This is a genomic window from Chryseobacterium sp. POL2 (assembly GCF_011058315.1).
Taxonomy (GTDB): Bacteria; Bacteroidota; Bacteroidia; order Flavobacteriales; family Weeksellaceae; genus Soonwooa.
Genome location: NZ_CP049298.1, coordinates 1,780,039 through 1,805,612, shown reverse-complemented (window position 1 = coordinate 1,805,612; position 25,574 = coordinate 1,780,039). Strand labels below are relative to the sequence as shown.

The 25,574-nt window shown below is 41.6% G+C and carries 26 protein-coding genes; 20 read left to right on the top strand and 6 right to left on the bottom strand.

The window, feature by feature from the left end; translation table 11 throughout:
• The first annotated feature begins 44 nt into the window (after positions 1-44).
• Complete coding sequence (locus G6R40_RS08355) at positions 45-356, top strand: helix-turn-helix domain-containing protein (RefSeq protein ID WP_165134009.1); 312 nt, start codon at positions 45-47, stop codon at positions 354-356.
• Entirely contained in the window at positions 337-627 is a 291-nt protein-coding gene (locus tag G6R40_RS08350) for a helix-turn-helix domain-containing protein (protein ID WP_165134006.1), read from the top strand. The genes G6R40_RS08355 and G6R40_RS08350 overlap by 20 nt, the downstream gene beginning before the upstream one ends.
• On the opposite strand, the gene G6R40_RS08345 is transcribed toward G6R40_RS08350, so the two are convergent.
• Together G6R40_RS08345 and dinB are read right to left on the bottom strand one after the other, a co-directional pair.
• Positions 624-3,563 carry a DNA polymerase III subunit alpha gene (locus G6R40_RS08345; protein WP_165134003.1) on the bottom strand — a complete coding sequence of 980 codons (2,940 nt, stop codon included), beginning with the start codon at positions 3,561-3,563 and terminating at the stop codon, positions 624-626. The two genes, G6R40_RS08350 and G6R40_RS08345, sit on opposite strands and share 4 nt — an antisense overlap.
• A 14-nt stretch (positions 3,564-3,577) precedes the next feature.
• On the bottom strand, positions 3,578-4,717 hold the full coding sequence (dinB, locus tag G6R40_RS08340; protein WP_228455821.1) for a DNA polymerase IV: 1,140 nt from the start codon (positions 4,715-4,717) through the stop codon (positions 3,578-3,580).
• 77 nt (positions 4,718-4,794) lie between these two features.
• Here dinB and G6R40_RS08335 point away from each other — a divergent pair, with 77 nt between their 5' ends.
• Positions 4,795-5,568, top strand: coding sequence for an XRE family transcriptional regulator (locus G6R40_RS08335; RefSeq protein WP_165133997.1), 774 nt, complete (start codon positions 4,795-4,797; stop codon positions 5,566-5,568).
• A gap of 309 nt (positions 5,569-5,877) precedes the next feature.
• Positions 5,878-6,261 carry a response regulator transcription factor gene (locus tag G6R40_RS08330; protein WP_165133994.1) on the top strand — a complete coding sequence of 128 codons (384 nt, stop codon included), beginning with the start codon at positions 5,878-5,880 and terminating at the stop codon, positions 6,259-6,261.
• Between the two features lie 253 nt (positions 6,262-6,514).
• On the opposite strand, the gene G6R40_RS08325 is transcribed toward G6R40_RS08330, so the two are convergent.
• The 4 genes from G6R40_RS08325 to G6R40_RS08310 all read right to left on the bottom strand — a co-directional run bounded on the left by G6R40_RS08325 (position 6,515) and on the right by G6R40_RS08310 (position 10,349).
• Complete coding sequence (locus G6R40_RS08325) at positions 6,515-7,030, bottom strand: hypothetical protein (RefSeq protein WP_165133991.1); 516 nt, start codon at positions 7,028-7,030, stop codon at positions 6,515-6,517.
• Positions 7,031-7,032: 2 nt separating this feature from the next.
• Positions 7,033-7,443 (bottom strand): hypothetical protein, encoded by a 411-nt coding sequence (locus G6R40_RS08320; protein WP_165133988.1) that lies wholly within the window; start codon positions 7,441-7,443, stop codon positions 7,033-7,035.
• 52 nt (positions 7,444-7,495) lie between these two features.
• Positions 7,496-8,569 (bottom strand): DUF932 domain-containing protein, encoded by a 1,074-nt coding sequence (locus G6R40_RS08315; protein WP_165133985.1) that lies wholly within the window; start codon positions 8,567-8,569, stop codon positions 7,496-7,498.
• 529 nt (positions 8,570-9,098) lie between these two features.
• Positions 9,099-10,349, bottom strand: a complete 1,251-nt coding sequence (locus tag G6R40_RS08310) for a site-specific integrase (protein WP_165133982.1) — start codon at positions 10,347-10,349, stop codon at positions 9,099-9,101.
• Between the two features lie 1,220 nt (positions 10,350-11,569).
• Between G6R40_RS08310 and G6R40_RS08305 the strand changes: the two genes are divergently transcribed.
• The 16 genes from G6R40_RS08305 to traM all read left to right on the top strand — a co-directional run bounded on the left by G6R40_RS08305 (position 11,570) and on the right by traM (position 25,574).
• The gene (locus G6R40_RS08305) at positions 11,570-12,364 is read left to right on the top strand and encodes a hypothetical protein (RefSeq protein ID WP_024565584.1); all 795 of its coding nucleotides are present in this window, start codon (positions 11,570-11,572) and stop codon (positions 12,362-12,364) included.
• Positions 12,365-12,387: 23 nt separating this feature from the next.
• Positions 12,388-12,738: a hypothetical protein gene (locus tag G6R40_RS08300; protein WP_024565585.1), complete on the top strand. Its 351-nt coding sequence runs from the start codon at positions 12,388-12,390 to the stop codon at positions 12,736-12,738.
• Positions 12,735-14,204 (top strand): relaxase/mobilization nuclease domain-containing protein, encoded by a 1,470-nt coding sequence (locus tag G6R40_RS08295; RefSeq protein WP_024565586.1) that lies wholly within the window; start codon positions 12,735-12,737, stop codon positions 14,202-14,204. Before G6R40_RS08300 ends, G6R40_RS08295 begins: the two co-directional genes overlap by 4 nt.
• A gap of 2 nt (positions 14,205-14,206) precedes the next feature.
• On the top strand, positions 14,207-14,860 hold the full coding sequence (locus tag G6R40_RS08290; protein ID WP_024567408.1) for a ParA family protein: 654 nt from the start codon (positions 14,207-14,209) through the stop codon (positions 14,858-14,860).
• A gap of 62 nt (positions 14,861-14,922) precedes the next feature.
• On the top strand, positions 14,923-15,456 hold the full coding sequence (locus tag G6R40_RS08285) for a hypothetical protein (protein ID WP_024567407.1): 534 nt from the start codon (positions 14,923-14,925) through the stop codon (positions 15,454-15,456).
• A gap of 36 nt (positions 15,457-15,492) precedes the next feature.
• Entirely contained in the window at positions 15,493-15,816 is a 324-nt protein-coding gene (locus G6R40_RS08280; protein WP_024567406.1) for a DUF4134 domain-containing protein, read from the top strand.
• Between the two features lies 1 nt (position 15,817).
• Entirely contained in the window at positions 15,818-16,132 is a 315-nt protein-coding gene (locus G6R40_RS08275; RefSeq protein WP_024567405.1) for a hypothetical protein, read from the top strand.
• Positions 16,104-19,178, top strand: a complete 3,075-nt coding sequence (locus tag G6R40_RS08270) for a TraG family conjugative transposon ATPase (RefSeq protein ID WP_165133979.1) — start codon at positions 16,104-16,106, stop codon at positions 19,176-19,178. The genes G6R40_RS08275 and G6R40_RS08270 overlap by 29 nt, the downstream gene beginning before the upstream one ends.
• 163 nt (positions 19,179-19,341) lie before the next feature.
• Complete coding sequence (locus G6R40_RS08265) at positions 19,342-19,887, top strand: hypothetical protein (protein ID WP_228050503.1); 546 nt, start codon at positions 19,342-19,344, stop codon at positions 19,885-19,887.
• Between the two features lie 43 nt (positions 19,888-19,930).
• Positions 19,931-20,638, top strand: a complete 708-nt coding sequence (locus G6R40_RS08260) for a hypothetical protein (protein WP_024567402.1) — start codon at positions 19,931-19,933, stop codon at positions 20,636-20,638.
• Positions 20,639-20,640: 2 nt separating this feature from the next.
• Positions 20,641-21,306 (top strand): hypothetical protein, encoded by a 666-nt coding sequence (locus G6R40_RS08255; RefSeq protein WP_024567401.1) that lies wholly within the window; start codon positions 20,641-20,643, stop codon positions 21,304-21,306.
• A 124-nt stretch (positions 21,307-21,430) separates the two neighbouring features.
• A complete protein-coding gene (locus G6R40_RS08250; protein WP_228414504.1) occupies positions 21,431-22,141 on the top strand; it encodes a hypothetical protein in 711 nt (236 codons plus the stop codon).
• A gap of 2 nt (positions 22,142-22,143) precedes the next feature.
• Positions 22,144-23,394 (top strand): type IV secretion system protein, encoded by a 1,251-nt coding sequence (locus tag G6R40_RS08245; RefSeq protein ID WP_029738611.1) that lies wholly within the window; start codon positions 22,144-22,146, stop codon positions 23,392-23,394.
• A 5-nt stretch (positions 23,395-23,399) separates the two neighbouring features.
• The gene (gene traK / locus G6R40_RS08240; protein ID WP_024565597.1) at positions 23,400-24,014 is read left to right on the top strand and encodes a conjugative transposon protein TraK; all 615 of its coding nucleotides are present in this window, start codon (positions 23,400-23,402) and stop codon (positions 24,012-24,014) included.
• A 2-nt stretch (positions 24,015-24,016) separates the two neighbouring features.
• Positions 24,017-24,370 carry a hypothetical protein gene (locus G6R40_RS08235; RefSeq protein ID WP_024565598.1) on the top strand — a complete coding sequence of 118 codons (354 nt, stop codon included), beginning with the start codon at positions 24,017-24,019 and terminating at the stop codon, positions 24,368-24,370.
• On the top strand, positions 24,366-25,574 hold the full coding sequence (gene traM / locus G6R40_RS08230; RefSeq protein WP_024565599.1) for a conjugative transposon protein TraM: 1,209 nt from the start codon (positions 24,366-24,368) through the stop codon (positions 25,572-25,574). The genes G6R40_RS08235 and traM overlap by 5 nt, the downstream gene beginning before the upstream one ends.

The following is a 25,574-nucleotide window of genomic DNA, read 5'->3' as shown; positions in this document are numbered from 1 at the left end:
CAAGCCTTAATATCTTCGACTTCCACAGAAAAAATAAGCAAACTATGGAAGTTATCGCTATACAAAAGTCCGCATTGGACGGAATGAAGAATGATATAAAAGAGCTTTTGGAACTGACTGAAAATGCTACTCGGAAATATGACCCGATTTTCAAAGGAGAAAAGTGGCTCGATAATCAGGAGGTTTGTTTGATGATGAATATTACCAAGCGAACTTTGCAGACCTACAAAGACAAAGGCTTACTGCCTTACTCCAAACTGAACCGTAAGAATTATTATAAACGCTCGGACGTTCAGGCTTTGCTCGAAGCCGGAGAACCGTACAATACTGTTGAAAATGGATTTACTGACGAATGATACCGAAGAAATCATTGCCTATCAGGAAATGATAACACGGTTGCGAAACCATATTGAGGATATACTGAAAAACTACCGTCCTGTAATGAACGGGGAGATTTACCTGTCGGGTGAAGACGTGTGCAAGCTGTTACACATTAGCAAACGCACTTTACAGCAATACCGTGATGATAATATCCTGCCATTTATTCAGATAGGGGGCAAGATTATCTATAAGGAGAGTGATATTCTGACCATCTTGGAACAGAATTATACAAACGCTAAAGATTAAACGCTTCTCGGGTCGGGTCTAATCGGCATCATAGCACAGCGTTGCACTTCAATTGCAGGACAACCGAAATCAACAACCACTTTACCCTCGATAAGATACAATCCTTTGCCCCGAAGCGGAAACTTTTGCAGGCTTTGCGGAAAGTGTACCGTATCAATAAAGTCGCCGTTTATATCTATGAATGTGCCGAATTTCATAATCGTGCCATTTTTTGTACGGACTGTTTTGTACGTTACCAAATGGGCTACAACTCTCACAATCTGTCCACAATAAGGAACTAAAGTTTTCGCTGTAACATTGCCCCGATAATCCGACTTGGCAAGGTCAAACATACTGCCCGACACAGGGAAGCCCATTAGCTCAATTTCATCGTATAGGTTTTCCAATTCGTCTGTTACGAATACAGGTAACTGCGGTCGTTCGACAGTATTGGTAAACAGTTGTCCTACTTGTGTGTGGGTGGTTCTGCTCTTGTTCAAAAGCAAATGAGCCTCCCAAAGCAACTCTTTTTTACCTGTCCGCAAAAAGCGAAATGCTCCTGAGCGAATAAGAATAATAATCTGCTCCAATCCTGCACCCGTTCGTAGATTGAAATTTTCCAAACTCAAATATTCCCCGTTGCGTTTGCGTTCTTCGGGGATAAGCTGTGCCAATCTGTTTTCGAGGTTCAACAGGCAGTCAAATCCCAAATAAATATCGCTTCCCTCAATGGACGTATCAAAGGCACTCTTATTCACACAAGGTAGGCAGATATTTCCGCCTGCATTTCTTGCTTCATTGATATAAACCTCCCGTGAATAGAAACCGCCGTAATTATTCAATACGCTTACCATAAATTCCAACGGATAGTAAGTTTTGAGAAACAAACTCTGATAGCTTTCCACGGCAAAAGAAGCACTATGAGCCTTGTTGAAACTATACCCAGCAAAGGATTTCATTTGTCGCCAAACCTCTTTTGCTACCTCATCAGGATAACCCTTTGCCCTACAATTAGCGAAATACTTATCCTCAATCTCTCCCAAATGGTTTACGTTGCGGTATTTTCCGCTCATCATACGCCGTAAAACATCAGCTTCGGCTAAATCCAATCCGCCGAAGTGATGCCCGATTTTCATAACGTCCTCCTGATAAACCATAACGCCGTAAGTGTCCTCCAACTGTTCTTTAAATGCTGGGTGTATATACTCCACCTTTTCGGGGTTGTAATGTCGCTCGATATAAGTCTGCATCATTCCTGAACTCGCCACTCCGGGGCGAATAATAGAGCTTGCGGCAACCAGCGTCAAATAATTGTCGCATTGCAGTTTGCTGATAAGCTGCCTCATCGCTGGGCTTTCAATATAAAAGCAACCAACGGTATTGGCTGACCGTAATTGCTCGGCAATCACAGGGTCGGTAAAAAAGCGTTTGGGGTCGGAAGTATCTACCGTTTTACCTTTGTTCAATTTGATTATTTCCCGACAGTCTTTGATATGCCCGATACCTCTCTGCGAAAGAATATCAAACTTTTCAAAGCCTATATCCTCCGCTACATACATATCGTATTGTACCGTAGGTAGTCCCTTTGGTGGATAATCCAATGCAGAATAACAAGTGAGTGGCTTGTCAGAAATCAGCACACCCGAAGCGTGTATCGTCCTTTGGTTCGGGAAATCTGCCATTTGATTGTAAACTGACAGAATTGTATTTGTTACCTCATTTTTATTAAGCATATTTTCAGGTTCGTTCACAAGACGGTCAATCTCGCTTTTGGGCAATCCGTAAACTTTACCTAATTCACGTATAATGGAGCGGTCACGGAACGTACCCATCGCACCCATTAGGGCGGTATGTTCGCTCTGATACCGTCTGAAAATGTAATCGTACATTTCGTCACGGTCACGCCACGAAAAATCTATATCAAAATCGGGAGGGCTTTTTCTTTTCGGGTTTAGGAAGCGTTCAAAATATAGGTTCAACTCAATGGGGCAAACGTCCGTAATTCCCAAACAGTATGCGACGATGCTGTTAGCTCCGCTACCTCTGCCTACATAGTGAAAATTACGGCTTCTCGCATATCGACAAATGTCGTCTGTGATTAAGAAATAGCTGGAAAAGTTGAGGTTGTCTATTATATCCAATTCTTTTAATACACGCTCTTTAGCCAGCTTGTCAGTTACTCCGTACCTTTTGGCAAATCCATCAATGGCGTATTTGTACAATAGCTGTTTATCATCGTATCGGTTGCCTGTAAAGGTCTTGCGGTTCTTAGTGTTCTTGAAATCAAAATCAAAACTGCAATCCGCTAATAAATTGTTGGTATTTTCTATGAGTTTTGGTACAGGACTGTAAGCATTTAAAAGCTCGGCTTTGCTTATGAAAAATTCTGTTTCTTTTCCGATTTGCTCTGCCGATAATTGTGAAATAAGGATATTGTTATCAATAGCACGTAGCTGTTTGTGTAGTTGGAAGTCGGTCTGACGGAACGAAACAGGCTGTAACATTACATAGCTCTCCCAATACTTTTTTGGGGCTAATATAAACCTGTTTACTTCCTGTGGACGTATGCCTATAAATTCATTGTCCTTTAGTTCGGCTTCTTTTACCGTACCGAAAGGATAAACTACAAATACATTCTGAAATTCGGGAGCTGTACTTGGCAATGCGGATTTTGTACGGTTGGCAAGGGTCATTAAATCGTTTAGTTCCTTAAAACCTTGTTCGTTCTTGGCAATCCCCACGTATAAAAGCTGGTTATCATTTCGGAACTCCATTCCTGCCAATCCATTTATACCTGCTTCACGGCATTGTTTGATAAAATCAAGAGTAGCCGATGAATTATTAATGTCTGTCAACACTGCCGTTTCATAGCCATAGGCACGGAGGTTCTCAATGAGCGTTGCAATGCTCATTGTACCATACCTCAAACTATAATAGCTATGCAGATTTAGTAACATACTAATAATAAATTTTAAAGGGCAAACCCACGTATTACTGAATTATGCCCATACCGCATTCTGATTTTATCCATTGCTTTGGAAAGGTTCATATCTTCGAGGGTATCATCAAATAAATCTGCCTGATATGAGCCTGCAATAAGGTTACTGAATTTTACACCTACCAGCCTGATAAGCATACGGCGACTATACAGTTTGTCAAATAACTGAAGTACCTTTTGCGAGATAACACGCTCGGAAGCTGTAAAGGAAAGTTTTGCCTGCGTGGTATTTGTATCAAAATTGCTATAACGGATTTTGACCGTTACGCAAGAGGTCAGTTTACCGTCTTTGCGTAGGTCAAAAGCCAATTCGTCCACCATAGAAAGCATTAACCTCCTAAGTAGCTCCATATCAATCGTGTCCTGTTCAAAAGTATGCTCCTTACTCATACTCTTTTGTTGATGAAACGGTACAACCGCACTTTTGTCGATGCCGTTTGCCTTGTTCCAGATGGTTACGCCGTTCTCTCCCAAAACCTGCCTCATTGTAAATACATTCATCTGTTGTAAGGTATAAATATGGGATATGCCCATATTGCGTAGCAATGGATAAGTTTTTTCGCCAATGCCAGGGAGTTTGCGAATGGACAGTGGTGCTAAAAATGGTTTTTCCATACCGCCGTCCACTTTTCGCTCTCCACAGGGCTTGGCTTCTCCTGTTGCAATCTTACTTACGGTTTTATTAACTGAAAGACCAAACGAAATAGGCAATCCCGTTTCTTTGATGATACGCTGGCGTAGTTCCTGTGTGAGCCTCCACGTTCCGAAAAATTTATCCATTCCTGTCATATCCAAATAGTGTTCGTCAATAGATGCTTTTTCTACTACAGGTATTTTTTCTTCAATAATTTCGGTAACGATATTGGAATACTTGCTATATAGGTCGTGGTCGCCACGAACCAAAACGGCATCGGGGCAAAGCTGCCTTGCTAAACGCATAGGCATTGCAGAATGAACACCGAATTTCCGTGCTTCGTAACTACACGAAGCTACCACGCCACGGTCGGAACTTCCGCCAATCAAAACGGGTTTCCCGATAAGGTCGCTATTTAATAAGCGTTCTACCGAAACAAAAAAGGTATCTAAATCACAATGTACAATCGTCTTCTCCATAACGCACAAATTCTTTGTGTCAAAATTACTAAGATTTGTAGCAAAAATTTTTACCTTTGTTGCTACAAATCTTCGCAATGTCAATATTGTCAGAAAACATAAGGTATTTAAGAGGTCAGCTCGGCTATTCTCAACAACGGGTAGCCGATGACCTTATTATTACCCGTGGGCGTTACGGAAAATATGAAGATGATTTTGCTGAACCGCCGATTGAGATACTACTTAGAATTTCACGTTACTACAATGTCAGTATTGACTTGTTGGTTTCTGTGGATTTGAAAAGGTACAATTTAAAAGAGATTTTGGAACTGCCCGATAATCGTATTTTGCTCCCTATAAAGGTAGATAGCCGAGGCGAAAACAAAATCGAAATTGTACCCCACAAAGCAACAATGGGTTATCTAAACGGATATGCAGACCCCGAATATATCGAAAGTCTGCAAACCATTTCTTTGCCCTTTCTTCCTGCTGGCAAATACAGGGCTTTCCCTGCGGAGGGCGGCTCAATGCCACCGCACCCTGACGGTTCGTATATCGTAGGGAGATATTTTGAAAACCGTGCCGATTTGAAAGTAGGCAAAACCTATATTTTTGTTACCCGAAGTGAGGGATTGACTTATAAGAGGCTCTCTAAAATCTTTACAGAAGATTTGGAAGTAAGCCCCGATAATGACTTTTATAATACCTATACTATCCACCTATCTGATATTTTGGAAATTTGGGAATTTGCTTGCAGTATTGCCACAAAGGAATTTTCAAAGTCGGATTTTCAGTTGGATAATATCCTCATTCTTCAAATGCTGAAAGAAGTGAAAGCGGAGGTAAAAATGTTACGTGAAAAGTCCTCCTAAAAGTTAAATTACAATTTGCCGATATTCTAAACCTCCAATTTAACGAATTAGTGTTGCTGAACATTATTAGCTTCACTATATTTGTATTTGAAAATATAGACAATATTTAAAGTGTTTTTGCTTTAAAACTCGGTACTAAAAACTGGTAATTTTTCGTAACCCCGAGGCAATAAGTAAGAACGCTCACGCAATAGGCGTGGGCGTCCGCTTATTCGGGGTTTCGGCGTACCAGTGCCTTAGTATCGGTAAGTGTGATTGCCTACGCTTTTTTTTGGGTAGGCTCCACTAACAAAATAAAAATTATCAGTTATGGACACAGGAAACAAAACCCCAAAAAACAGCATTGCGTTTATCAATGATAAAAGCCCTCTTATTGATATTGCCTGCAACGACCTTATTGCTTCAGGAATTGAAATATTGTTCCGTTCGGAGAATGTTCAGGACGGGTTATCTCAATTATCTGCTTTGAGTAAACTCCCTAAAGCAATTATTATTGACCTCAAATTTCACGACAATAATGTGCTTGCACAGCTTCGGGAATTAAAAGCCAAATACCCAAGTATCGGGCTAATTGCCTATGGGGATGGTGATACAGATGAAACGGTACAGGCTCTTATGGAAATAGGAATAAAAAGTTATCTGCTAATCGGTAGCGATACAGACGATTTTAAAAGAGCTATCGAGAAAGTTTAAAATATCTGTTCTTAGAAGCGACGTTCTTTTGCTTCTTTTCTTTGGTCGCTAATGTGGTAAGAAAAGAAGTACATTCAATAGCAAAAAGGGATAATGAATATCCCACGTAAAATATCGCAACCTAAAAGGATTGCACCATAATAATACAAAAAGACTGCCCTACCATCGGTAGGATCTGTCTTTTTGTCGCCCGATTTTTGAGGTCGGGCGGTAGTTTATTTTTTCGGTTTGCTTAACCATATTGGCAAATCTATCAACTTGGCTTTTTTATAGCTTGGCTTTTAATGCTATTAAAATGATTTTCGATTTTACGTTCCAGCAAAGTTTCGAGTATTTCGCACTCACTGTCGTATTCTTCTCCCTCAAAATAGTAGGTATCTGTTGCTTCGTCTAATGTAAAGCTGTCAATGTCCTGCTGGTCTAAACTAATGTCCGTCAATATGCCGCCCTCAAATATTACTTTACCGTATTCCTTGCAACCTAATTCCTCATACTCCAGCGTAAAATCTACTTTAAAATGCTCCGCTATCCACTTCACGGTTTCCGTATTGGGGGTGTACTTCGTTTCATAATGAAACTCGTTTGTTAAACCCTCGTACTGTTCGATATTGTAGAAATAATCTCCGTCACTATCCTGTATAAAATCGGGTAACTGTCCTACATCGTCAATTTTTTGACTATCTGCCATAGATTTAAATAGCCCGTTTATTTGTTCGATTGCTTTCGGGTGTCCCTCGAAAACAACCGTATTATTGCACCAATTAGCCATAATTATTTATCGTTTAGGGTTACTTTTAATAAAGGCTCATTCCCGAAAATTAGGTGTATAGCCTGTTTCAGATTGGGTGTACATTCTTCTGCCTGTGCATATTCAATAAGGCAGTTTATCGCAAATATTGCATTGTGTCCGTCAAAAAAATGGTCTGCGAACCAACGGGGCTTTTTCAGTAGCTTGTCCTCGTTCTTCTCTATTACCCTGTGTGCATTCTGGACAAGCCAGTACCAAAAATCTGCGGTAAAAAATCCCTTTTTATGCCAACCCTCTCTAAAGGCGATTTCATTGTGCAGGAAGTAATCACACTGCTTTTTTATAGCGTTCTGAATGTTCGCCATTTCTTCGGGGAATAACTTGCAAAGCAATTCGCCTCTATCCAAATTGTCCATTTTATGTAATGCTTTCATATCTCTTGTTTTTAGTAGGCTACCACCGTTTATGGCGGTAGCCTGTTGTTATTTAATTAAAGTTTAAGATTTCCGCACCGTCTAACGCAAAGGCGGTACATAGATTAAATGCCTTTTGTGATTTGCGTTGAGCCGTTCCACCTAATACAATGTTCTGTAACTTGGCTTCGTCATTATTGTATTTTTTTACGTTTTGATAGTAGCCTGTCACAGCGTTATATGCTCCGAATAAAGTACCCTTTGTTGTGTCCATTAGTTGGGTTTCACTTTCCATTGCGTAAGTAAGAGCATTCTCTACGGTGTTTTTAAATACGGTAGAAACTTCATCTTCCGCACCTTTTTTGATAAGCTCTAACGTTTCCTTATTAGGGCTAAGTGCCATTTGGATTAGCTTTCTTACTTCTCTGTCGGTTACTCTTATTTTCGTCCATTGGTTGAAAATCCCCTCTAACTGACTGCTCAAAGTGTTGGCAAGCCCCATAATCTTGTGAGCGTTTTCGATACGGGATTTTGCTCCCGATGTGTGCTTAATTCGCACAACATTTGTCATTGTACGCAAAGAGGCGTTTAAGGTGTTTTGACAAACTATGCGAATAGGTGTAAACGCTGCCGTAATACTTCCGCTTCCGTCGTGGCTGGTTGTTAGGAAGATGTATTTTTCCGTCACGTCGTCGCCATTTCCCACACGGATATAGTCGGGCAGTTTTGCCGTGATAAAAATGCGTTCCCCTTTGCCTAAAGCCCCTGCCGTTTCGTATAAAATGCCGTCGCCTCCACCCACAATAGCATCAAAGAAATTGAATGCTTCACGGTTTTGTACAATGTGATAATCCTTACCGACTACTCCCAAAACTGCGTTATTGTCGGTGCGAATGTTAGCGAAATAGTTAGGTACTTCTAATTCGGTGCTACCTAACTCTATGCTGTCGGCTGTTTCGATAATACCCGAACCTTTGGTAAATAGAGGTGCTTTTTCTACTTCATAATCTAAACCTGCGTGTATGATAGCTTCTGTACTTGTTGGGTACTGCTCGACAATCTGCCCCAGCCCGTGCCACGCTTTTTGTTTAACAGATAAAAAACTGTGTTTCCCTGTTCTCTCGTTGTAATTGATGTTGTGTGCCATTTTGATAAAATTTTGATGTTAAAAAATATGTTACGCTCGCTTTTCTCTTTCCTGCTGTGGCTTGCTCCGCCTCGCTTCGCAAATCATTTTTCCAAAAGAAAAACCGGAAAAAAGAAAGCGGACAATCAAGACGGGCAATAGCGAAAACCAAGAAAAAAAATGATTTAATGGGGGTTCCTTTAGGGGGAAACCGTTCATTCGTTTTTTTTATTGGTGGGTGGGTGCGGTGGCTGCCCGTCATAACTTGGCTGCCTTTTTACCGGTTACTTTATGGGAAATGGTTCCAACTATTTTTTAAATGGAGATAAACAATCAGGCTATGAAAGCCTGACCAACAGGGATTTCAAAAATGCTGGAAATGGGGGATATTGGGGGCAGGGCGTTTTTTAAATTTCTGTTTAAGAAGTAGCCAAAAGCTCTTTTACAGCGAGGGATTGGAAAGGGAGGTAAATGTGCTTTGGCGATTAAAAATTGAGCAAAAAAAAAAACAGAACCGTTAAGTTCTGTTCATTTATCTGTTTGAATTTAATTAGATAGCTGTCAAAAATGCTTCTTCCATAGCCTTAAATTTCGGAGTAACTAAATCCATATCCTTACTAATTTTTTGGCTGGTAATCTTTGCATAAATCTGTGTGGTAGAAATATTTTTATGCCCCATCATTTTGCTTAAGCTTTCAAGCGGTACACCCTCGGTCAAAAACATTGTTCCGAATGTATGTCTTGCTGTGTGGAAAGTTACTTTTTGCTCTGTAATAATTTCTGCATTTTCAATCAACTTTGTGATATGCTTATTACACGTGACATTGGTTGGAATAGGGAATATAAAATCATTACGGGTAGTGCCTATATACTTTTCAATGATACGCTTTGGAATATCCATCAGACGAACATTGGAAGAAACATCTGATTTCTTTCTCCGGCTGATAATCCATTGATGACCGTCAAAAAATGATTGTATATTGCTTCTTTTCAATTTCTTAATATCCGCATACGCAAGCCCTGTAAAGCAACTGAAAATAAACAGGTCTTTTACAACTTCATACCGTGGGTGTGGTGGCTTACTTAGCATTAGTTTCTCAACGTCCTCTTTCAAAATGTAACCTCTGTCGGTTTCCTCCATACCGATTTCGTAATCCTCAAAAGGATATTCACGTATCAAGCCCTTTTTAATAGCTAACTCTGCCAAAGCCAAAACAGGCATTGTATAAACCCAAATTGTATTATGGCTTAATTGTATATCATAACGTAGGTAAAAATCAAACTCACGGATAAAATCGTTATTCAATTCACGGAAAGCCATATCATCACGATGATAGCGTAACTGTATAAAGTTGGAAAGATGATTGCAAACTGTGATATACTTATTGTAAGTACCCTCTGAGCGTTCTTCTTTTTCGACCAATTTTTTAAATTGGTCGTTCTGGTCGTTGAAAACTTTTAGGATAGCATTGTCCATTACACCAACGCCCAAAAAGGAGAGCTTTACTTTTTGAGAGGTGGCAAAGCCCTCGTGTTTGAGCATATCTTCGTAAATCGTATCAATACGACCTCGTATGTTGTCTAATTTTTTGTTTATCCTTATTGCTTCCGCACTCTTTCCTAAAACCCTCCCGAACTTTAAATCCCAATTATCTGCGTTAATTTCTAACTTTGTTCCGAAAGTTTTAGGTGTTCCGTCAATGGTAATACGTGCCATAATCGGAGCATTACCGTTCTTTTTTGGTTCGTTCTTTTTCAGGTAGAAAAGCAATTTAAACGTTGACCTTTTTGTCTGTTCCATAACCACAATGTTTAATGTTTAAAATTAAATTACATTGAGTTACAAGGAAACGTAAAAAGAGGTGCAAAAGACTGAAATATAAACTGTTAGTACTTATTGGCTACCAACTCAATAGGTAACGATTTAGGAACCTAACTTTGTATTTTCAAGCCCAAAACCTTTCGGACAGAGAGTTCTCAAACAAGACTACACTTTTATAAAGCATTGTATAATAACGGGTTTAACCGTTTTGCTTATCTTTACATTTTAATAATCTTTTTTTAGGAAAATAATTGTTAATGCTAAGATTTCTTACAGAAACGAGGGATTTCCGTGCATTATTAGTGCAAATTCTCAACAAATAAAGTCATCTTTTTCAAAAACCTGCCTGATTTAACCACAGGCAATTTTTCAACCTGCGTAAATTGGGCACATCCCAATCACAAAGCCGCGTAAAAAAGCCCATTTCCAAGAGAATCTTTTTCATTATTTTTAATTCCAAGATTATCTAAACTAAAATCTAAAAAATAACTCTGAAATAATCATCTACAGAATTTTCAGTCCTTCCGATTCTTTTGTTAAATATGCACTCCCAAAGTAACCACCTGCGAAAAATAGACACAAGTTCAAAATCAACCTGGGTAAAATAGACCCACCCTACATTTTCCTAAATGATAAGCATTCTGACAAAAATTTCAATGATAAAAAGACACACCTTCCTTCAAAACCTGCACCAAATAAACTTATCTTTTTCAATAAGTTGGGTAATTTAGCTACAGGTTATCATGCAACCTGCGTAAATCAGCCACATCCTACTCGCAAACGTGGGTAGAAAAGTTACACCTCAATTCTCCCCGTTTTCCATGTTTTTTTCCTTCCAAAGCAACTTTATCATAAAAAACCGCAAAACAACCCTAATATAAGCATTCGAGGAACCTTTTCAGACCTCTAAAAAAATCAGTAAACTTTTGTTGCAAGATGTGTCTTTGTACCCACAAACTTTTCAAGTTTTGGGACAAAGACGGTCTTGCCTTTTTGCAAAAGGGGAAAAAACGGCGGAACTTGTTTTTTTTAATCACCAAATCTGGTTCAAGCATCTAAACTCGTCTAAATTATTCTTTTTTAATCTTCGGAGAATCTAAACTCGTCTAAATTGTTCTTATTTAGCCCACGCCCCATGAACACTATTGTTTTCACGGATTTGATGTCCCAATTTTGCAACAGAAATTTTAATCAAAAAAATGAAAGCAACCCTCTATGTTCTCCTGACACTTTTTGCCATCAACCTCAATGCGCAGGTCGGAATAAACACACAGACACCCGAAACTACTTTTGATGTAGTAGGAAAACCAAACGACACCTCACATCATGACGGGATTATTCCTCCAAGGATAACGGGCGACCAGTTGGCGAACAAGTTTTACACACAGGCAAAAAAAGGTGCGGTTGTATTTGCCACCGCTCCGGCTTCCAATCTTTCGGGGCAGGTCATCAATATTTCAGAATCAGGAATGTATTATTTTGACGGCAACGTATGGCAGAATTTCGCAAAGGAGAAACAGCCTGTCGAATACAGAATTGTACTCACCTTCGATCCCAACAGCACCGCCGCACTGACAGCAACTTCAACTTGGTCCGCCCCTGTAAACTATTCGGGAAATAGCCACGCCTATCTTACCTCCTCAAAATATTACACCATTGGAACCAAAAATTTCGGAGGACTAAAGGGAGCGGTTTTGTTCAGAAAAGTACAGGGAATTGTAAATGTATGGTTTCAGATGTACAGGTCTTCTGATTCCGCACCGATTACGGGAAACGCCTTCATCAGCATTGCGAGCATCTACAGCGACATCGGATACATTCCCAACCAGATTGTCTTACTGCATACGGAAAATTCCACGCAATATTTTCCAGCCCTGCTGGAGAATTACAGCATCCAGATTCCGCAAACCTCCCTAAACGCAATGTCCACATCCTACTACACCTACGGAGAAGTTCAAGGATATTCCAACTGGATCAAGCCTTATCTGCCCTAATTGATGATTCAACAAAGTCCTTAATGGAAAAAGAAGACTACATAAAATTCAGAATATCCAAAACCAAAAAACAGGACTGGAAAAAAATATGCAAAGACAGAAACCTCACATTGACCGACTTACTGACGGCATCAGTTGAGAACAGAATTTTAGACAACGAAAGAAGACAGATACTGGCGTTCATTGAAAAACAAGACAACGTCTTCATCAAGATAGAGACCAACATCAACCAGGTAGCGAAAATTGCAAACGGACAAAAGTTTATTTCGGAATCAGAACTGAAAAACTTCACCGCAAAGCTTTCAGAAATCGCCAAATTGAAGAAGCAGCAAAACCAAATCTTCGAAAAGATCTATGAAATGCTCGCAAAATGATTGTCAAGATTATTCCTGCTTCAGGCTCGGATTTTCACGGCGTTCAGTACAACGACAAAAAGATGGAGAAAGGAACAGGAGAACTGATGCTGATGAAAAACTTTCCCTCCTTCATCAATGGGGAAAGCAGTCCGGAGCAGGTTCGGGACTACTTCAAATCCATTTCAAAAAATGAGAAGGTAAAGAAACCACAGTTCCACGCCGTCATTTCTGCAAAATATCAGAATCATGGCAAGGAAGAAATCACCGAAATCGCCAAAGACTTCATGCAGGAAATGGGCTACGGAAAACAGCCGTTCATAGTTGTTTACCACAGCGACACCGAGAACAACCACGTCCATATCGTCTCCACAAGGGTTGACAAGCAGACCGGAAAGAAAATCAACGACAGTTACGAACGCTTGAAAGCCCAAAAAGCATTGGCAGATACACTAGAAAAACGATACGGAGTAAGTTCCGAGGAAAAATTAGAAAAACTGCTAAACTATCAAATTGCTTCACTCAGCCAACTGGAACTCCTGCTTGAAAGAAGCGGGTTCAAACTAACTAAAGACACAAATGATGAAAATGACTTTTCCATTCTGAAGAACGGGGTAAAACTTAAAACCATCCACGGTAACCAAATCAGTTTTACCCCCAATTCGGACAACGGACGAATGAGACAGCTGAAAGCCATTTTGAGCAAATACAAAGACCTCTGTTCCAATAAAGTCTTCAAGGTAGAGGACAGAAGGGCGCAGGAATCACTGCTACCGGAAGAAAGGCACAGCGACCATTGGAAACCCAAGATAGAGTTCGAGAGCGAGCTCCAGAAAAAATTGCGGGACATCTACGGACTGGATGTGGTCTTCCACCACAAGGACGGACAGAAACCCTTCGGATACAGCATCATCGACCACAAATCGGGAAAGGTGTTCAAGGGAAGTGAGATCATGAAGATGGACGACCTGTTTGAGATGACCGATGAGAAAATTGACAAGAAACTTTTTGAAAGTCTAAAGGACTATAATCTGGCGGACAGTTTTTCAAAACAAATATTAATGGAGCATCTGAAACGCCAGAATCCCGAAAACGCTATAATAGAATTTATGCTTTTCGAGTCTAAGAAAATAAAGAACAGGGAGGTTTTCAACGCCATAAAAAACGAGGTAAAGGATTATGTCGAAACACAGAATAACAAGGATGTCCACCTCATAAAATCGGAAGATGGAAAATATTATGCCGTCCACTCCAAACTGCATTATGTGGGTTCATTGGAAAACTTAATTGGAGAGAATGCCTATCAAAAATTCCTCAATCCAAGCAAAGAATTGACACCGGAAAGTAGAGATGAAAATCTTTCCAAGGAACTGGATAGAACCATAGACGACCTGATTTTCCAATTCACCAAACCGTCGGGAGGAACAGGGAGAGACCCTGCCGAAGAAGAGTTAAGAAAAAGACGCAAAAATAAAAAAAGAACATAAGAATGATCATCACATTTGCCACCCAAAAAGGCGGAACAGGGAAAACCACCCTCGCCATCGCATTCGCCAACTATCTCTCCAGAATTTCTACAAGGAAGATCAAGGTGTTTGATTTCGACTACCAAAAATCCTTCTTCAACAAATGGAGGGAGGATGCGGACTCGGAACTGCCCAAACTCTACGAGGTGGAAGTCATTGGCGAAGATGACGATGAGCCGCCTTTCGAGGACTTGGAACAGGTTGTCGACCTGAAAGAAAGCAAAGACCTGTTCCTGTTCGATCTGGCGGGAACACTGGACCAGAGATACAGCGATGTTTTGGTGTACAGCGACTTCATCATCATTCCCTTTGAGTATTCCGATGTGTCCGTAAAATCAACCTTGGTATTCAAAAATCTTCTGGGTTTGTTGGAAAGCGAGGCGGAAAGAATCTTCATCCGCTCCAAATACGACAAGGGCTACAAATATCTCAACCAAAAGGAAATGGATATCGAGTTGGCAAAATACGGAACTCTACTAGAAAATCCCGTGTTCAAGAGAAACTGCCTCCAAACCATCGACACGAGAAAACTCACCTACGAGCAAAAATACGCCGTAAAGAAGCCGTTCGACGAAATTATACAGCAGATCAGCGAGGTCAAAAAAGTTGCGCTTTAACGAGAGACAAAAGAGACAAGAAAAAAATAATCCATAAACCACAAACCTCAAATCAATACATTATGTTAAAATACTCACTCATCCTTTTAGGAGCCTACTTTCTGTACTATGCCGGAAATATCGTCTACGACCTTTTCCTAAAAAAAGAGAAAACCGTTCAGACCGATGTTGCAGAAGAATACTCACTCGGCGACTTTGCACAGGCGGAGAATGAGGAACCCACCTTGATCGGCATCGAGGATGTGGAAAATCTCAAAACCCCGAAATCATTCCTAAAAAGCGAACCCATTCCGATTCAAAGACAGAACAATTTTGAAGACAATCCCAGTTTGGAAGAATTGAGGAAACGATTTGAAGAGGAAGAGGATTTGGATGGGACCAGCTCAAAACAGCCCGAAACCAAACACCATGAAAATCCGCCACAGCAAACGGAAATCAGCAAAAAGCCAGAAATTATTGAGCCAATAGTTTCCAAGAAAAAAAATGATGCACAGAGCAAGAAAGACCAATGGAAAGAATTTGTCAACCTTTCTGAAACCAACGTAAAACTGGTGGACAATATTGAGGGACAAAAGGTTTACCACTCGACGATTTAACCAATTTACCATACATAACTAACCTAAATTTTAAAAATGATGAAAAATTTTATCAGAAAAAACGTGACAAAAAAGAAAGTTCTAACCCTTGCCTTGGTGATGCTGGCAATGACCCCGATGCTTGCGCAGGGCGGAGCGACCGCCATCTCCAATGCCGCTTCCGACATTAAGGACTATTGGGACCCCATCAAGCTGATATTAAAGGCAGTCGGTGGACTCGTAGGATTTATCGGAGGATTGAGGGTGTACAACAAATGGACGAACGGCGACCAGGATGTCAACAAAGAAATCCTCGGCTACGGCGGTGCGATGATCTTCCTTATCGTGGTTCCGGAATTTGTAACCGCATTCTTTGCTTAAGATGGGATACTACCTGTACAAGGGGCTCAAAAAACCCCTTGTATTCTTCGGACTCAAAGGCAAATACATCATTTATGCGGTAGCCGTCATCGGCGCAGGTGTGGTTGCGGCACTCATCTTATCCAAATTCGGATTGCTGGGTTCATTATTAGGTTTATTGGTAACCGCAGGAGGTGTCTACCTCATTTTCAAGAAGCAGGACAAAAACGGACTCTACGACAAGACCAAAAATTTTGACCAGATATTCATTTTTCCAAAAAAACTCAACAACAAAAGATTTTTAAAAGATGGTAAAGACAAAGAAACAGGCATTTGACATTCCCTTCATCGGCTACGATTACGGAAAGGATTTTGGATGGGATTTTGATGTCCTCTTCGGACAGTACGGGAATCCGATTATCGGCATCAGAATTAAGAACATTGTGGAACAGTATTCCGCCGACCCAGACAACTACCTGAACTTCCATACCGTGCTGAATCAAGTCGTATCCATTATTGGCGAAGGAAGAATCGTTCAAAAACTCGACATCTTTTCCAAAAAGAGATATACCGCCGAATCCTCCAACCAGTTCCTCCAGCAGAAATACTCCGAGCATTTTGACGGAAGACTATTTAAAACCATCGAAACGGTACTCCTGTTTACGGACATTGTGGACGACAAACTCAAGAAGAAAAACAAGCACTACCAGTTTTCCGAAAAAAGTTACAAGGAACTTCGCGACAAATGCCAAAAGGTGTTGATGCTCTTGAAGCAGAGCGGTTGCGAACCCCAATTTTTATATGAGAAAGATTTTGAATACTACATTTCGGGTGTATTGTCGATGCAGTTTACGGAAACCCCGGTTTTTGACAATATCAAAAGTACCAACGAATATCTCCAAATCGGAAACCGCTTCGTCAAAAATATTTCCTATGTGGATGTCGAAAATATCGACCTGCCTTCAGAAATAGATCCTTTTTCCATATTGGGAGGAAACGGAGCAGCCTCGGAAACGGCGGTGGACAACTTCACCTTCATCAACGAATTGGAGGATTACGAAACCATCATCTACAATCAGGTCATCACCATTCCTCTGCAGGCGCAACAACAGCGGGAACTCGACAAAAAGAAAAAGAAGCACGAGGGGGCGGCAAACAACTCTCCATCCAACGCCATTATTGCGGAAGAAATCCAAACGCTTCTCCACAATATCGCCATCGACGGACAACTCGTGGTCAATGCCCATTTCTCCCTAATATTTTCAACACATACACTGGAAAAAATGGAAGGAATACAGTCGATGATCGAGAACAAGCTTTTTACGAAAGGAATTATCGTCTCCAAGAACGCCTACAACCAGCTCGAACTATTTCGCTCCGCCATTCCAGGCAATGCCACGGAACTTCGGGAATACGATTTATTTATGACGACAAGCGAAGCGGCCTTGTGTTTTTTTTTTAAAGAAAGTTACCCCGTGAACGAGGAATCCAATTTTTATCTGCGTTTTACCGACCGACAAGGCGTTCCATTGAAAGTTGATCCGGCGGACTTGCCGATGAAGACAGGAAGAATCAACAACCGAAACAAGTTTGTCCTCGGTCCGTCAGGTTCTGGAAAGTCCTTCCTGATGAACAATATCGTTGAGCAATACCTGACCTACAATTATGACGTGGTCATTGTGGACACGGGAGATTCCTATTCGGGAACCTGCAAATACAAAGGCGGGAGATACATCCAATACACTGAAGAAAAACCAATCACCATGAATCCTTTTTTGATGAACAAGAAAGAGTTCAACATCGAAAAAATAGAATTTTTGACCAATTTGATTTTCCTGATTTGGCAAGGTCCCGATGCCACGATGTCGTCCGCACAAAAATCTATTTTGGACAATGTGCTGATGTCGTATTACCACCAATATTTCAATTCGGGAACCAGGTGGTATGAGCATAAGACCTCGGAGGAACTCATTCTCTATCTGAACAAATACAACATCCACGAGGAAGACATTATTTCAGATTTTGAGATCCAGTCGAACGGACAGTACAACTATTACGATATTTTGGGAATCGCTTTCGATGCAGGTTCTGACGAGATTAAGGAGGCTTTCCGAAAACTCGCCATCGAATATCATCCGGACAAGAATATGAACAACCCGAATTACGACAGCGAAAAATTCTACAAGGTTTACGAAGCTTATGAAACCCTGAACGATGAAGATAAGAGAAAAATCTACAATGAGACGCAACTCATCCTCATCAAGTCCAACGAGATTATCAGGCAGCCGAAAACGGCGGAAGAATGGAACGAGTCCTTCCGAAAAACCATCATCAAGAAAATTAAGGAGCTCGAAGAAAAATTGGAGGCAAAAGAACTTTCCTTCAACGGATTCTATGACTACTGCGATAAATTTCTGCCCCTTTACCTGAACAATAAGAAACACCACATCACCGAAAAGGAATTTAATCTAAGGACATTCTTGTTCGTGCTGAAGGATTTCTACAAAGGCGGAAGATATGGAACGACACTCAACGAAAGTGCAGACAACACGCTCTTTGACGAGCCATTCATTGTTTTTGAAATCGACAATGTGAAAGACAATCCGAAACTTTTCCCGATTGTGACGCTCATCATCATGGATACTTTTATTCAGAAGATGCGGCTTCGAAAAGACCGAAGAAAGGCACTCATCATCGAGGAAGCGTGGAAGGCTATTGCCAGCAAACTGATGGGCGGATATATTCTCTATCTCTACAAGACGGTTCGGAAATTTTGGGGAGAGGCGGTGGTCGTTACACAGGAATTGGACGACATCATCGGAAATGCTGTCGTAAAAAACAGCATCATCAACAACTCCGATACCTTCATATTGTTAGACCAGACGAAGTTTAAGGACAACTTCGACAAGATCGCCTCACTGCTTTCATTGAACAAGGTGGAGCAAAACAAGATTTTCACCATCAATAATTTAAACAACAAGTTTGGAAGAAGCCGTTTCAAGGAATTTTATCTGAAGCGGGGTTCCAAAGGAGAAGTTTACGGCAATGAGGTTTCCCTGGAGCAGTATTTAACCTACACCACGGAAAAGCCCGAAAAATCAGCAGTCGAATATTATGTCCAACAATACGGAAACTACGACGAGGCTCTGCAAAAAATTGTATCCGATTTGAAAAATTTTGGAGACAGCCTTGAGAACTTGGTATCGCTCGTCAACCTCTACCAAAAGCCATTGGACAAAAAAGTGGTTTCGTATTACATAATGATGAAGAAGACCAACAAAGGACAAAATATCTTCAAAATCATCTCTCAGGAACTAGAAAACCGAAATATCCATTTTTCAGAATTAATCAACCAAAAACACGAGGAATATGAAAAAGTATAAGCCCCAAAATCCCCAAAGGGGACTTTCAATAAATTCCCTCTCTTGGAGGGTTTGGAGGAGGCTTTTCCTGTTGATTCTCCCCCTTTGGGGGACATGGGGCTTCTCCCAAAACACCTACATCGACCCGACGGTAACGGCGGCGATGATCCTCTATTCAGAAAACTTGAAAGCCAAGCAGAACGATGTGATTGATGAAACCTCCAAACTGAAGGATGCCCAAGCGTGGGTGGGAACCCAGATGGTGGTTGCCAACGATATTCAGAATAAGATTCTGAAAGGTCTGAAGGAAGTTTCGGGAACCTTGCAGAACGGAATCCAGGTGAAGGAGATTTATTCGGAACTCAACAAATGCTACAATTATTCATCGCAGGTAGTTCAGTTGGCATCGGCACATCCACAATATGCCATTTTCGGGGTAAAGGCTTCACAGAAAACCTATGAACAGAGTATAAAAATAGTGACTGATGTCTCCGACATCCTCGCCTCGGGAGAGCTGAACCTTGCCACTGCGGGAGACCGATACAAGATATTGCACAACATTTCCGAGAATGTCAAAAACCTAAAGCTTTGGCTTCTGGCAATCAAGTTAAGACTGGAAAAAGCCAATCGTTTGGGATTCTGGAACTCCATCAATCCATTTGCAGGATACATCAATACCGACAAGGGAATTGTAGAAAATATTATGAACCGATACAAAAGAAATTTCTAGCCCCTGTCCCCAAAGGGGAACAATGTAAAAAAATAAGATGAAAATGAAACATCCCATAATTAACGCTTTAAAAAGCCCCCTTCGGGGGTTTGGGGGCTTGCTGATTTATTTTGTGCTCACTTCATCCAGTGGCGGCTCCACGCCGTCTTGGCAGCAGGAAAACGTATCCTTTCCGATGATGAACCTAGAAATCAAGGCGACGATGGATGAAAACGAGAGGCAGAAGGAGATGCGGAAAAACCAAATTGCCAATGCCACGGTGGAAACCGCCAACAAAACCCAGTGGAACAATTTCAAGGACAAGGTGACCAAAATTCAGGACAGACTTCGAATCGTATCGTTCGCCATTCAAGCGATTCCCACAGGAATTGCGATGAGCAGGGAGATTACGAAAATCACCCAAAACCAGCAAGCCATTATCCATGAAATCAGTACCGCACCTTATTCCATCATCGCGGTTCTGCCTTCACAGGTTCAGTTTGTGGATGATCTGCAAATGGTGACGAGGCTGATTGTCGGGATTGTGGTTTCCTATGGGGCAATGAACCAGATGGAAAAGTCGGAGCGCAAGATTTTATTGGATTATGCCTTGGGAGAAGTCAAGACGCTGAGCAGAAATTCTACCCATATGCTTTTAAAGATTCGGGACATCAAGGCAAAAGTCTTACGAAACAAAAGAGCCTTTCAATACTATGTGAATCGGGACAAACAGGTGGTCGAGAACATTATGAAAAACATCAAATCCTTTTAAAAATGAGAAAACTATTTATCGGAGGAATCTTGTTTTTTTCTGTTGGTTTTGTAAGCGGACAGCAGATTGTTATCAACGACAAACTCTTGGTGCAGATGACCACCAACCACGGCGTAAGGCTGGGAAGCGAGCAGGCATTTCTAAACTCTTATGAAAAACAGAAGGAACTGTACGACGACATTAAAAACAAGACTGCACAGGTCATCGCCATTCAGGAATACATCTACCAACAACTAAAAAATGTCAACTCGGCACTCACGCAGAGCAAAAAGTTAATCTATCTGTACCAATATCTGGGAAAGGTAGCGAACAACTCCAACAAAATGCTGGACTTGTCGGCGCAACATCCAGAATATGCCGTCTTGGTTTCCAAATACTATGTCGAAATCGGCAAACAGACCTTAAAACTCAAGCAGGAAGTCACGCAGGATATTTTGAACGAGAACAAGGATTTCCTGATGGATCCGATGGACAGGGAGATGCTTATTGAAAAGGTGTTTACCCGAGTTCGGAACATCAATGGAAACATCCTCTACATCATATTGCGGTTAGAAAACGCCAAGAAGATTCCGTACCTGTACCAGGTTCCAGTGCTAAGAAACTACCTCAATATCGACAGGGCGATTGTCGGAGACATTATCCAGAAATACAAATACATATTCAATTAAAAAGATGAAAAAATTAGTTAAAAAATTTGCCCTCGTTCCGCTTTTGCTGACAGCAGTCGGCGTATTCGGGCAGTTTACCGTAAAGCGTTTGAACGACCCCTCCATCGTAGCCCAGCACAAAAGGATGGTGTTCCAGAGTTGGGGCGATTGGCGTCCCTATCCAAAATACCTTTTGGGGATTCAGACCAACTTCGCGTATGCCACCGTTTGGGGAATGTGGGCTCCCAGCAGAAACAGGGATTATAAGGATGGAGAAGATATCCGACCGCTAAAACCGACGGGACTTCAAAACCAGCGTTTTGCCCAAGTGAAATTTCAAGAGGAAGAGGCAAAAAAGATAAAGGCGGCATCCGACACCATCTATAAAAGAAGCGTCCAAGACTTTGCCCATTGGACTTCGGCGACGGTCGATGCAGACCCGCTCTGGTTGCTCTACTACAAAAGGATGCTCAGACCCATTACCGAATTTCCAGACAATCCTCAAAACTTTATCGAATGGAGGCTGAAGAACCAGCAAACCTACGAAACGCTCAATACCACGGGAACTTTAAAAAGACTTCAGGAGGAATTGGACTTAATCAAGGAAAAATATTCAATGTCGAGGTCGATGGATATGCCGAGAGGAAAACGCTTTTTGATGTACCATGACACCCTTATCAAATGGAGAAGGTTCGTGCAGGAATTAAGGAAACACAACGATAAGACGACACTTCTTTTGGACTATAAAAATATTCTGAAAAACCATTCGCCTTATGCATTGCCACAGGCTTGGACTCCCGCTTCCGACAAGCAGATCATCCACAACACGATGCAGCAGTACAAACATAAATTTTAGTGATGAAAAGAAATACTACACCCTTATTTTGCCTCTTGGCAATATTGCTGCCGATAATCGGCTTTGCCCAAACCGACGGCGACTACAGCAACCTGCTCCAATTTCTAAAGGGCGACGGCGCATTTGAGAAATGGTTTATGGAGGTCTTTACCAAACTGGACAACAGCGTTCAAGACGGTGCTGTCGGATCCGCTTTGGTTGGAAGGGCGATCGGAGGACTGGGAGCGTTGATGTATCTCGGATACATGGGTTGGCAAATGGCGGCGGGCGACCGGGAATGGGAAATCACCCCGATGCTCAAACCAATCCTCATTGGATTTACCCTGGTGTATTGGAGTGGTTTTGTCAATCTGATTCAGGCACCCTTTGAAGCCATTGCAGAACCGGGAATCGCCATTTTCAGCGACATTGAGTCCGAAGTGAATGATTTGAGGATTCAACGATTCAAGAAACAGCAGCAGCTACTCGATGCCGTCATCAAACTGAAAGCCGACGAGGATGCGAAGCAGGACGTCATCAACAACACCGGCAAAGATGCCGACGACTCTTGGTTCGACATCAGCGAGGGACTGGACAAACTCATCCAACCCATCAAGGAATGGCAGTTACGGATGGAGTTCCAGCTCCAAAAACTGGTTGCAGAAATTATCGAGTTCGTTTGCCTTTCCATCCTTCGAATCTGTGTCTACCTTATTTTCTTCATCCAAAAAATTTGGGCCTACATCCTCATTATTTTGGGGCCTATTGCGGTAGGTATGGCGCTCGTTCCAGGATTTGAAAACTCGCTGTACAGCTGGGTTTCCAAGTTCATCAACATCAACCTATACACCTTTGTAGCCTATACCATCATCAATATTGGTCAGCAACTGATCGCTTCGGGTTATGAAATGGAGATTGAGCGGTATGACACGCTTTTAACCAATGGAACCATCACCAATTTAGATGCCTTGATGGTTTATGTGAGCAATTCGGGAATGATCTACAACCAGCTCTTTACCTGTGTCGCCTATATCGTGACGGGAATCGGGGTATTGATGACGCCCACCATTGCCGACACCATTGTTACAGCGGGAGGTGCAGGTGCGATGACCAAGATGAAGAGTGCTGCTGGAAGAATGGCGAGTGCCGCTAAAACAACGGTATTGGCAGCCAAAACCGGTGGAGCTTCCGTAGCGGGAGCAGCAGCAAAATCGGCTGCATCAGGTTCCGCATCGGGAATGGTCAACAGTGCGATGAATAACAACAAAAAATAAATAAGATGCTGATCAAAAATATCGAACAAAGAATAAAAATCAACAAGGTAGTTTCGCTGGGAACAATAGCATTTGCCGTAATTATCGTATTGGCGGGCTTCTTCTTTGCCTATCGGATGATTCAGGATTCAAGAAAATCCATCTACATTTTGGACAACGGGGTTCCGGTACTGGCAAAGCAGACCGATGTCTTGTTAAACAGACCCGTAGAATACAAAGCCCAAATTGAACTGTTCCACCGACTATTTTTCACCTTGGCTCCCGATGATGCCTACATCAAGGAGAATATTCAAAAATCACTGTACCTCATTGACGACAGCGGAAAAAAAGAATACACCAATCTCAAGGAAAAAGGCTTCTACAACCAGATTGTGGCCTCCAGTTCCATGGTCAGTATTCATACGGATTCCATCTCGCTCAATATGGAGCAACAGAAATTCTCCTTTTTCGGAAAGCAGATGATTACCAGAAAGTCTGCCGTGATTACAAGAAAATTGATTACCGAAGGATACTTTGAGGACATCATCCGAAGTCCAAACAATCCGCACGGTGTGATGCTTAAAAATTGGAGGATTATCGACAACGAGGAAATCTCCAACCAAACCAAAAATTCCTATTAAAGATGAAAAATTTTCTAAAACAAACCGCAAAAAAGGGATTGGAATGGGCGGCAAAAAATCCGAAGAAGTTTTTCACCCATTCGATGGTTTTTCTCTCCGTGTCTTTTATCGGATCGCTGATACAGGGAATTTTCTTTCCGAGCCAGTCGACATTTAAAATCAAGCCCCCAAACCTCTATTCCAAAAGCAACACGACCCAGCAAATTAATAAAAACCAAGAGAAAGAAATGGAGAAAATAGTTAATGAACTCAAAATTTTAAAAATGAAAAGGGACCGAAAAGAACTCCAAAAAGAAGACAGCCTGAGAATAGAATATTTGTACAACCAATACCAAGAACTGCAACATGGACATTAAGAAAATCAACTTTAAGGAAAAAAAATATGTGATGCCCCTTCTGGCATTGCCGTTCCTGCTGCTCTTTGTGTATGTAGGTGCCCAATTTACCAAAGAGGACACCTCTAAAAAGGACAAGCCGAAAGAACTTTCCCTGTCTCTGGGAGAAACACGGGACTCCATCATGACGAAGAACGATGCCTACGACGCCTTTTTCAAGAAGGACGACAACAGGACGATGCTCGGAGGATTGGACAAGGAAGAGGACAGTCTGCTCAGTTATGAAGACCAGTTGTCTTTGGACCAGAAAAGAAAGATCGATTCACTGAAGGCGGTCTCCAGCAGACAAAATCAGCAGGCGTCAAAAGGAGGCAACTCTTCCTATTACAATCCAAAACAGCAAAATGAGGACAAGGATTTCAAGAGGTCTTCTGAAATCATCCGAATGCTGAACGACAAGTCCAATGGGAAACAGGAAAATGAGCAACTTTCAGAAAATCAAAAATCTAGTAATCAAAATGCACAGCAAGACCCCGTAAAATATCTGAAACAGCAGATGCTCGTCATGGATTCCCTAGAAAAAGCGAGGGATCCCGAATACCAAGCCAAACTCTTGGCGGAACAGAAACTCAAGGCAAACAAGGAAAAGATGGACGAGTTCCTCAATTCCACCTTCAATGTCGGCAAGTCGGGAATCAACAGCGAGTTCAATGCCTTCTACAGGGAAAATGAGAACAGTTTTATCAAAGCCGTCATTGATGAAAACAACAAGGGATTTCTGGGAAGCAGAATCCGGTTCCGATTATTGGAAGACATCTTCGTCGGCAACAGAAAAATTGAGAAAGGCTCCATCCTTTACGGGCAAATCTCGGGATTTTCCATGCAGCGGGTTGACCTCAAGATTGTCTCGGTATTTACCAAGGGAGAAATTCTTCCCGTCAACCTTTCCATCTATGATATCGACGGTTTGAAGGGACTTTATGTTCCGGAAAGCGTCTTCAGGGACATGATTCGGGAAATGGGGAGCAACTCCGTACAGGGAACACAGATGGATATGGGCGGACAGGGATTTTTCACGAGCATCGGCTCAAAATTGTTCACTTCCACCTCCAAATCCATAGCCAACCTCATTAAAACCAACAAAGCCAAACTGAAATACAACTCCTATGTATTTCTCATCGACGAAAAACAGCTTAAAGACTCACAAAACCAACAAAAGAAATAA

Coding starts and splice junctions, on each gene's coding strand:
- G6R40_RS08245 (WP_029738611.1), top strand. CDS start 22,144: ATGAAAAGAAATACTACACCCTTATTTTGCCTCTTGGCAATATTGCTG.
- G6R40_RS08345 (WP_165134003.1), bottom strand. CDS start 3,563: ATGTTACTAAATCTGCATAGCTATTATAGTTTGAGGTATGGTACAATG.
- G6R40_RS08310 (WP_165133982.1), bottom strand. CDS start 10,349: ATGGAACAGACAAAAAGGTCAACGTTTAAATTGCTTTTCTACCTGAAA.
- G6R40_RS08330 (WP_165133994.1), top strand. CDS start 5,878: ATGGACACAGGAAACAAAACCCCAAAAAACAGCATTGCGTTTATCAAT.
- G6R40_RS08315 (WP_165133985.1), bottom strand. CDS start 8,569: ATGGCACACAACATCAATTACAACGAGAGAACAGGGAAACACAGTTTT.
- G6R40_RS08285 (WP_024567407.1), top strand. CDS start 14,923: ATGTTAAAATACTCACTCATCCTTTTAGGAGCCTACTTTCTGTACTAT.
- G6R40_RS08355 (WP_165134009.1), top strand. CDS start 45: ATGGAAGTTATCGCTATACAAAAGTCCGCATTGGACGGAATGAAGAAT.
- G6R40_RS08305 (WP_024565584.1), top strand. CDS start 11,570: ATGAAAGCAACCCTCTATGTTCTCCTGACACTTTTTGCCATCAACCTC.
- G6R40_RS08280 (WP_024567406.1), top strand. CDS start 15,493: ATGATGAAAAATTTTATCAGAAAAAACGTGACAAAAAAGAAAGTTCTA.
- G6R40_RS08300 (WP_024565585.1), top strand. CDS start 12,388: ATGGAAAAAGAAGACTACATAAAATTCAGAATATCCAAAACCAAAAAA.
- G6R40_RS08295 (WP_024565586.1), top strand. CDS start 12,735: ATGATTGTCAAGATTATTCCTGCTTCAGGCTCGGATTTTCACGGCGTT.
- G6R40_RS08350 (WP_165134006.1), top strand. CDS start 337: ATGGATTTACTGACGAATGATACCGAAGAAATCATTGCCTATCAGGAA.
- G6R40_RS08290 (WP_024567408.1), top strand. CDS start 14,207: ATGATCATCACATTTGCCACCCAAAAAGGCGGAACAGGGAAAACCACC.
- G6R40_RS08335 (WP_165133997.1), top strand. CDS start 4,795: ATGTCAATATTGTCAGAAAACATAAGGTATTTAAGAGGTCAGCTCGGC.
- G6R40_RS08270 (WP_165133979.1), top strand. CDS start 16,104: ATGGTAAAGACAAAGAAACAGGCATTTGACATTCCCTTCATCGGCTAC.
- G6R40_RS08320 (WP_165133988.1), bottom strand. CDS start 7,443: ATGAAAGCATTACATAAAATGGACAATTTGGATAGAGGCGAATTGCTT.
- G6R40_RS08325 (WP_165133991.1), bottom strand. CDS start 7,030: ATGGCTAATTGGTGCAATAATACGGTTGTTTTCGAGGGACACCCGAAA.
- G6R40_RS08275 (WP_024567405.1), top strand. CDS start 15,818: ATGGGATACTACCTGTACAAGGGGCTCAAAAAACCCCTTGTATTCTTC.
- traK (WP_024565597.1), top strand. CDS start 23,400: ATGCTGATCAAAAATATCGAACAAAGAATAAAAATCAACAAGGTAGTT.
- dinB (WP_228455821.1), bottom strand. CDS start 4,717: ATGGAGAAGACGATTGTACATTGTGATTTAGATACCTTTTTTGTTTCG.
- G6R40_RS08235 (WP_024565598.1), top strand. CDS start 24,017: ATGAAAAATTTTCTAAAACAAACCGCAAAAAAGGGATTGGAATGGGCG.
- G6R40_RS08260 (WP_024567402.1), top strand. CDS start 19,931: ATGAAACATCCCATAATTAACGCTTTAAAAAGCCCCCTTCGGGGGTTT.
- G6R40_RS08250 (WP_228414504.1), top strand. CDS start 21,431: ATGGTGTTCCAGAGTTGGGGCGATTGGCGTCCCTATCCAAAATACCTT.
- G6R40_RS08255 (WP_024567401.1), top strand. CDS start 20,641: ATGAGAAAACTATTTATCGGAGGAATCTTGTTTTTTTCTGTTGGTTTT.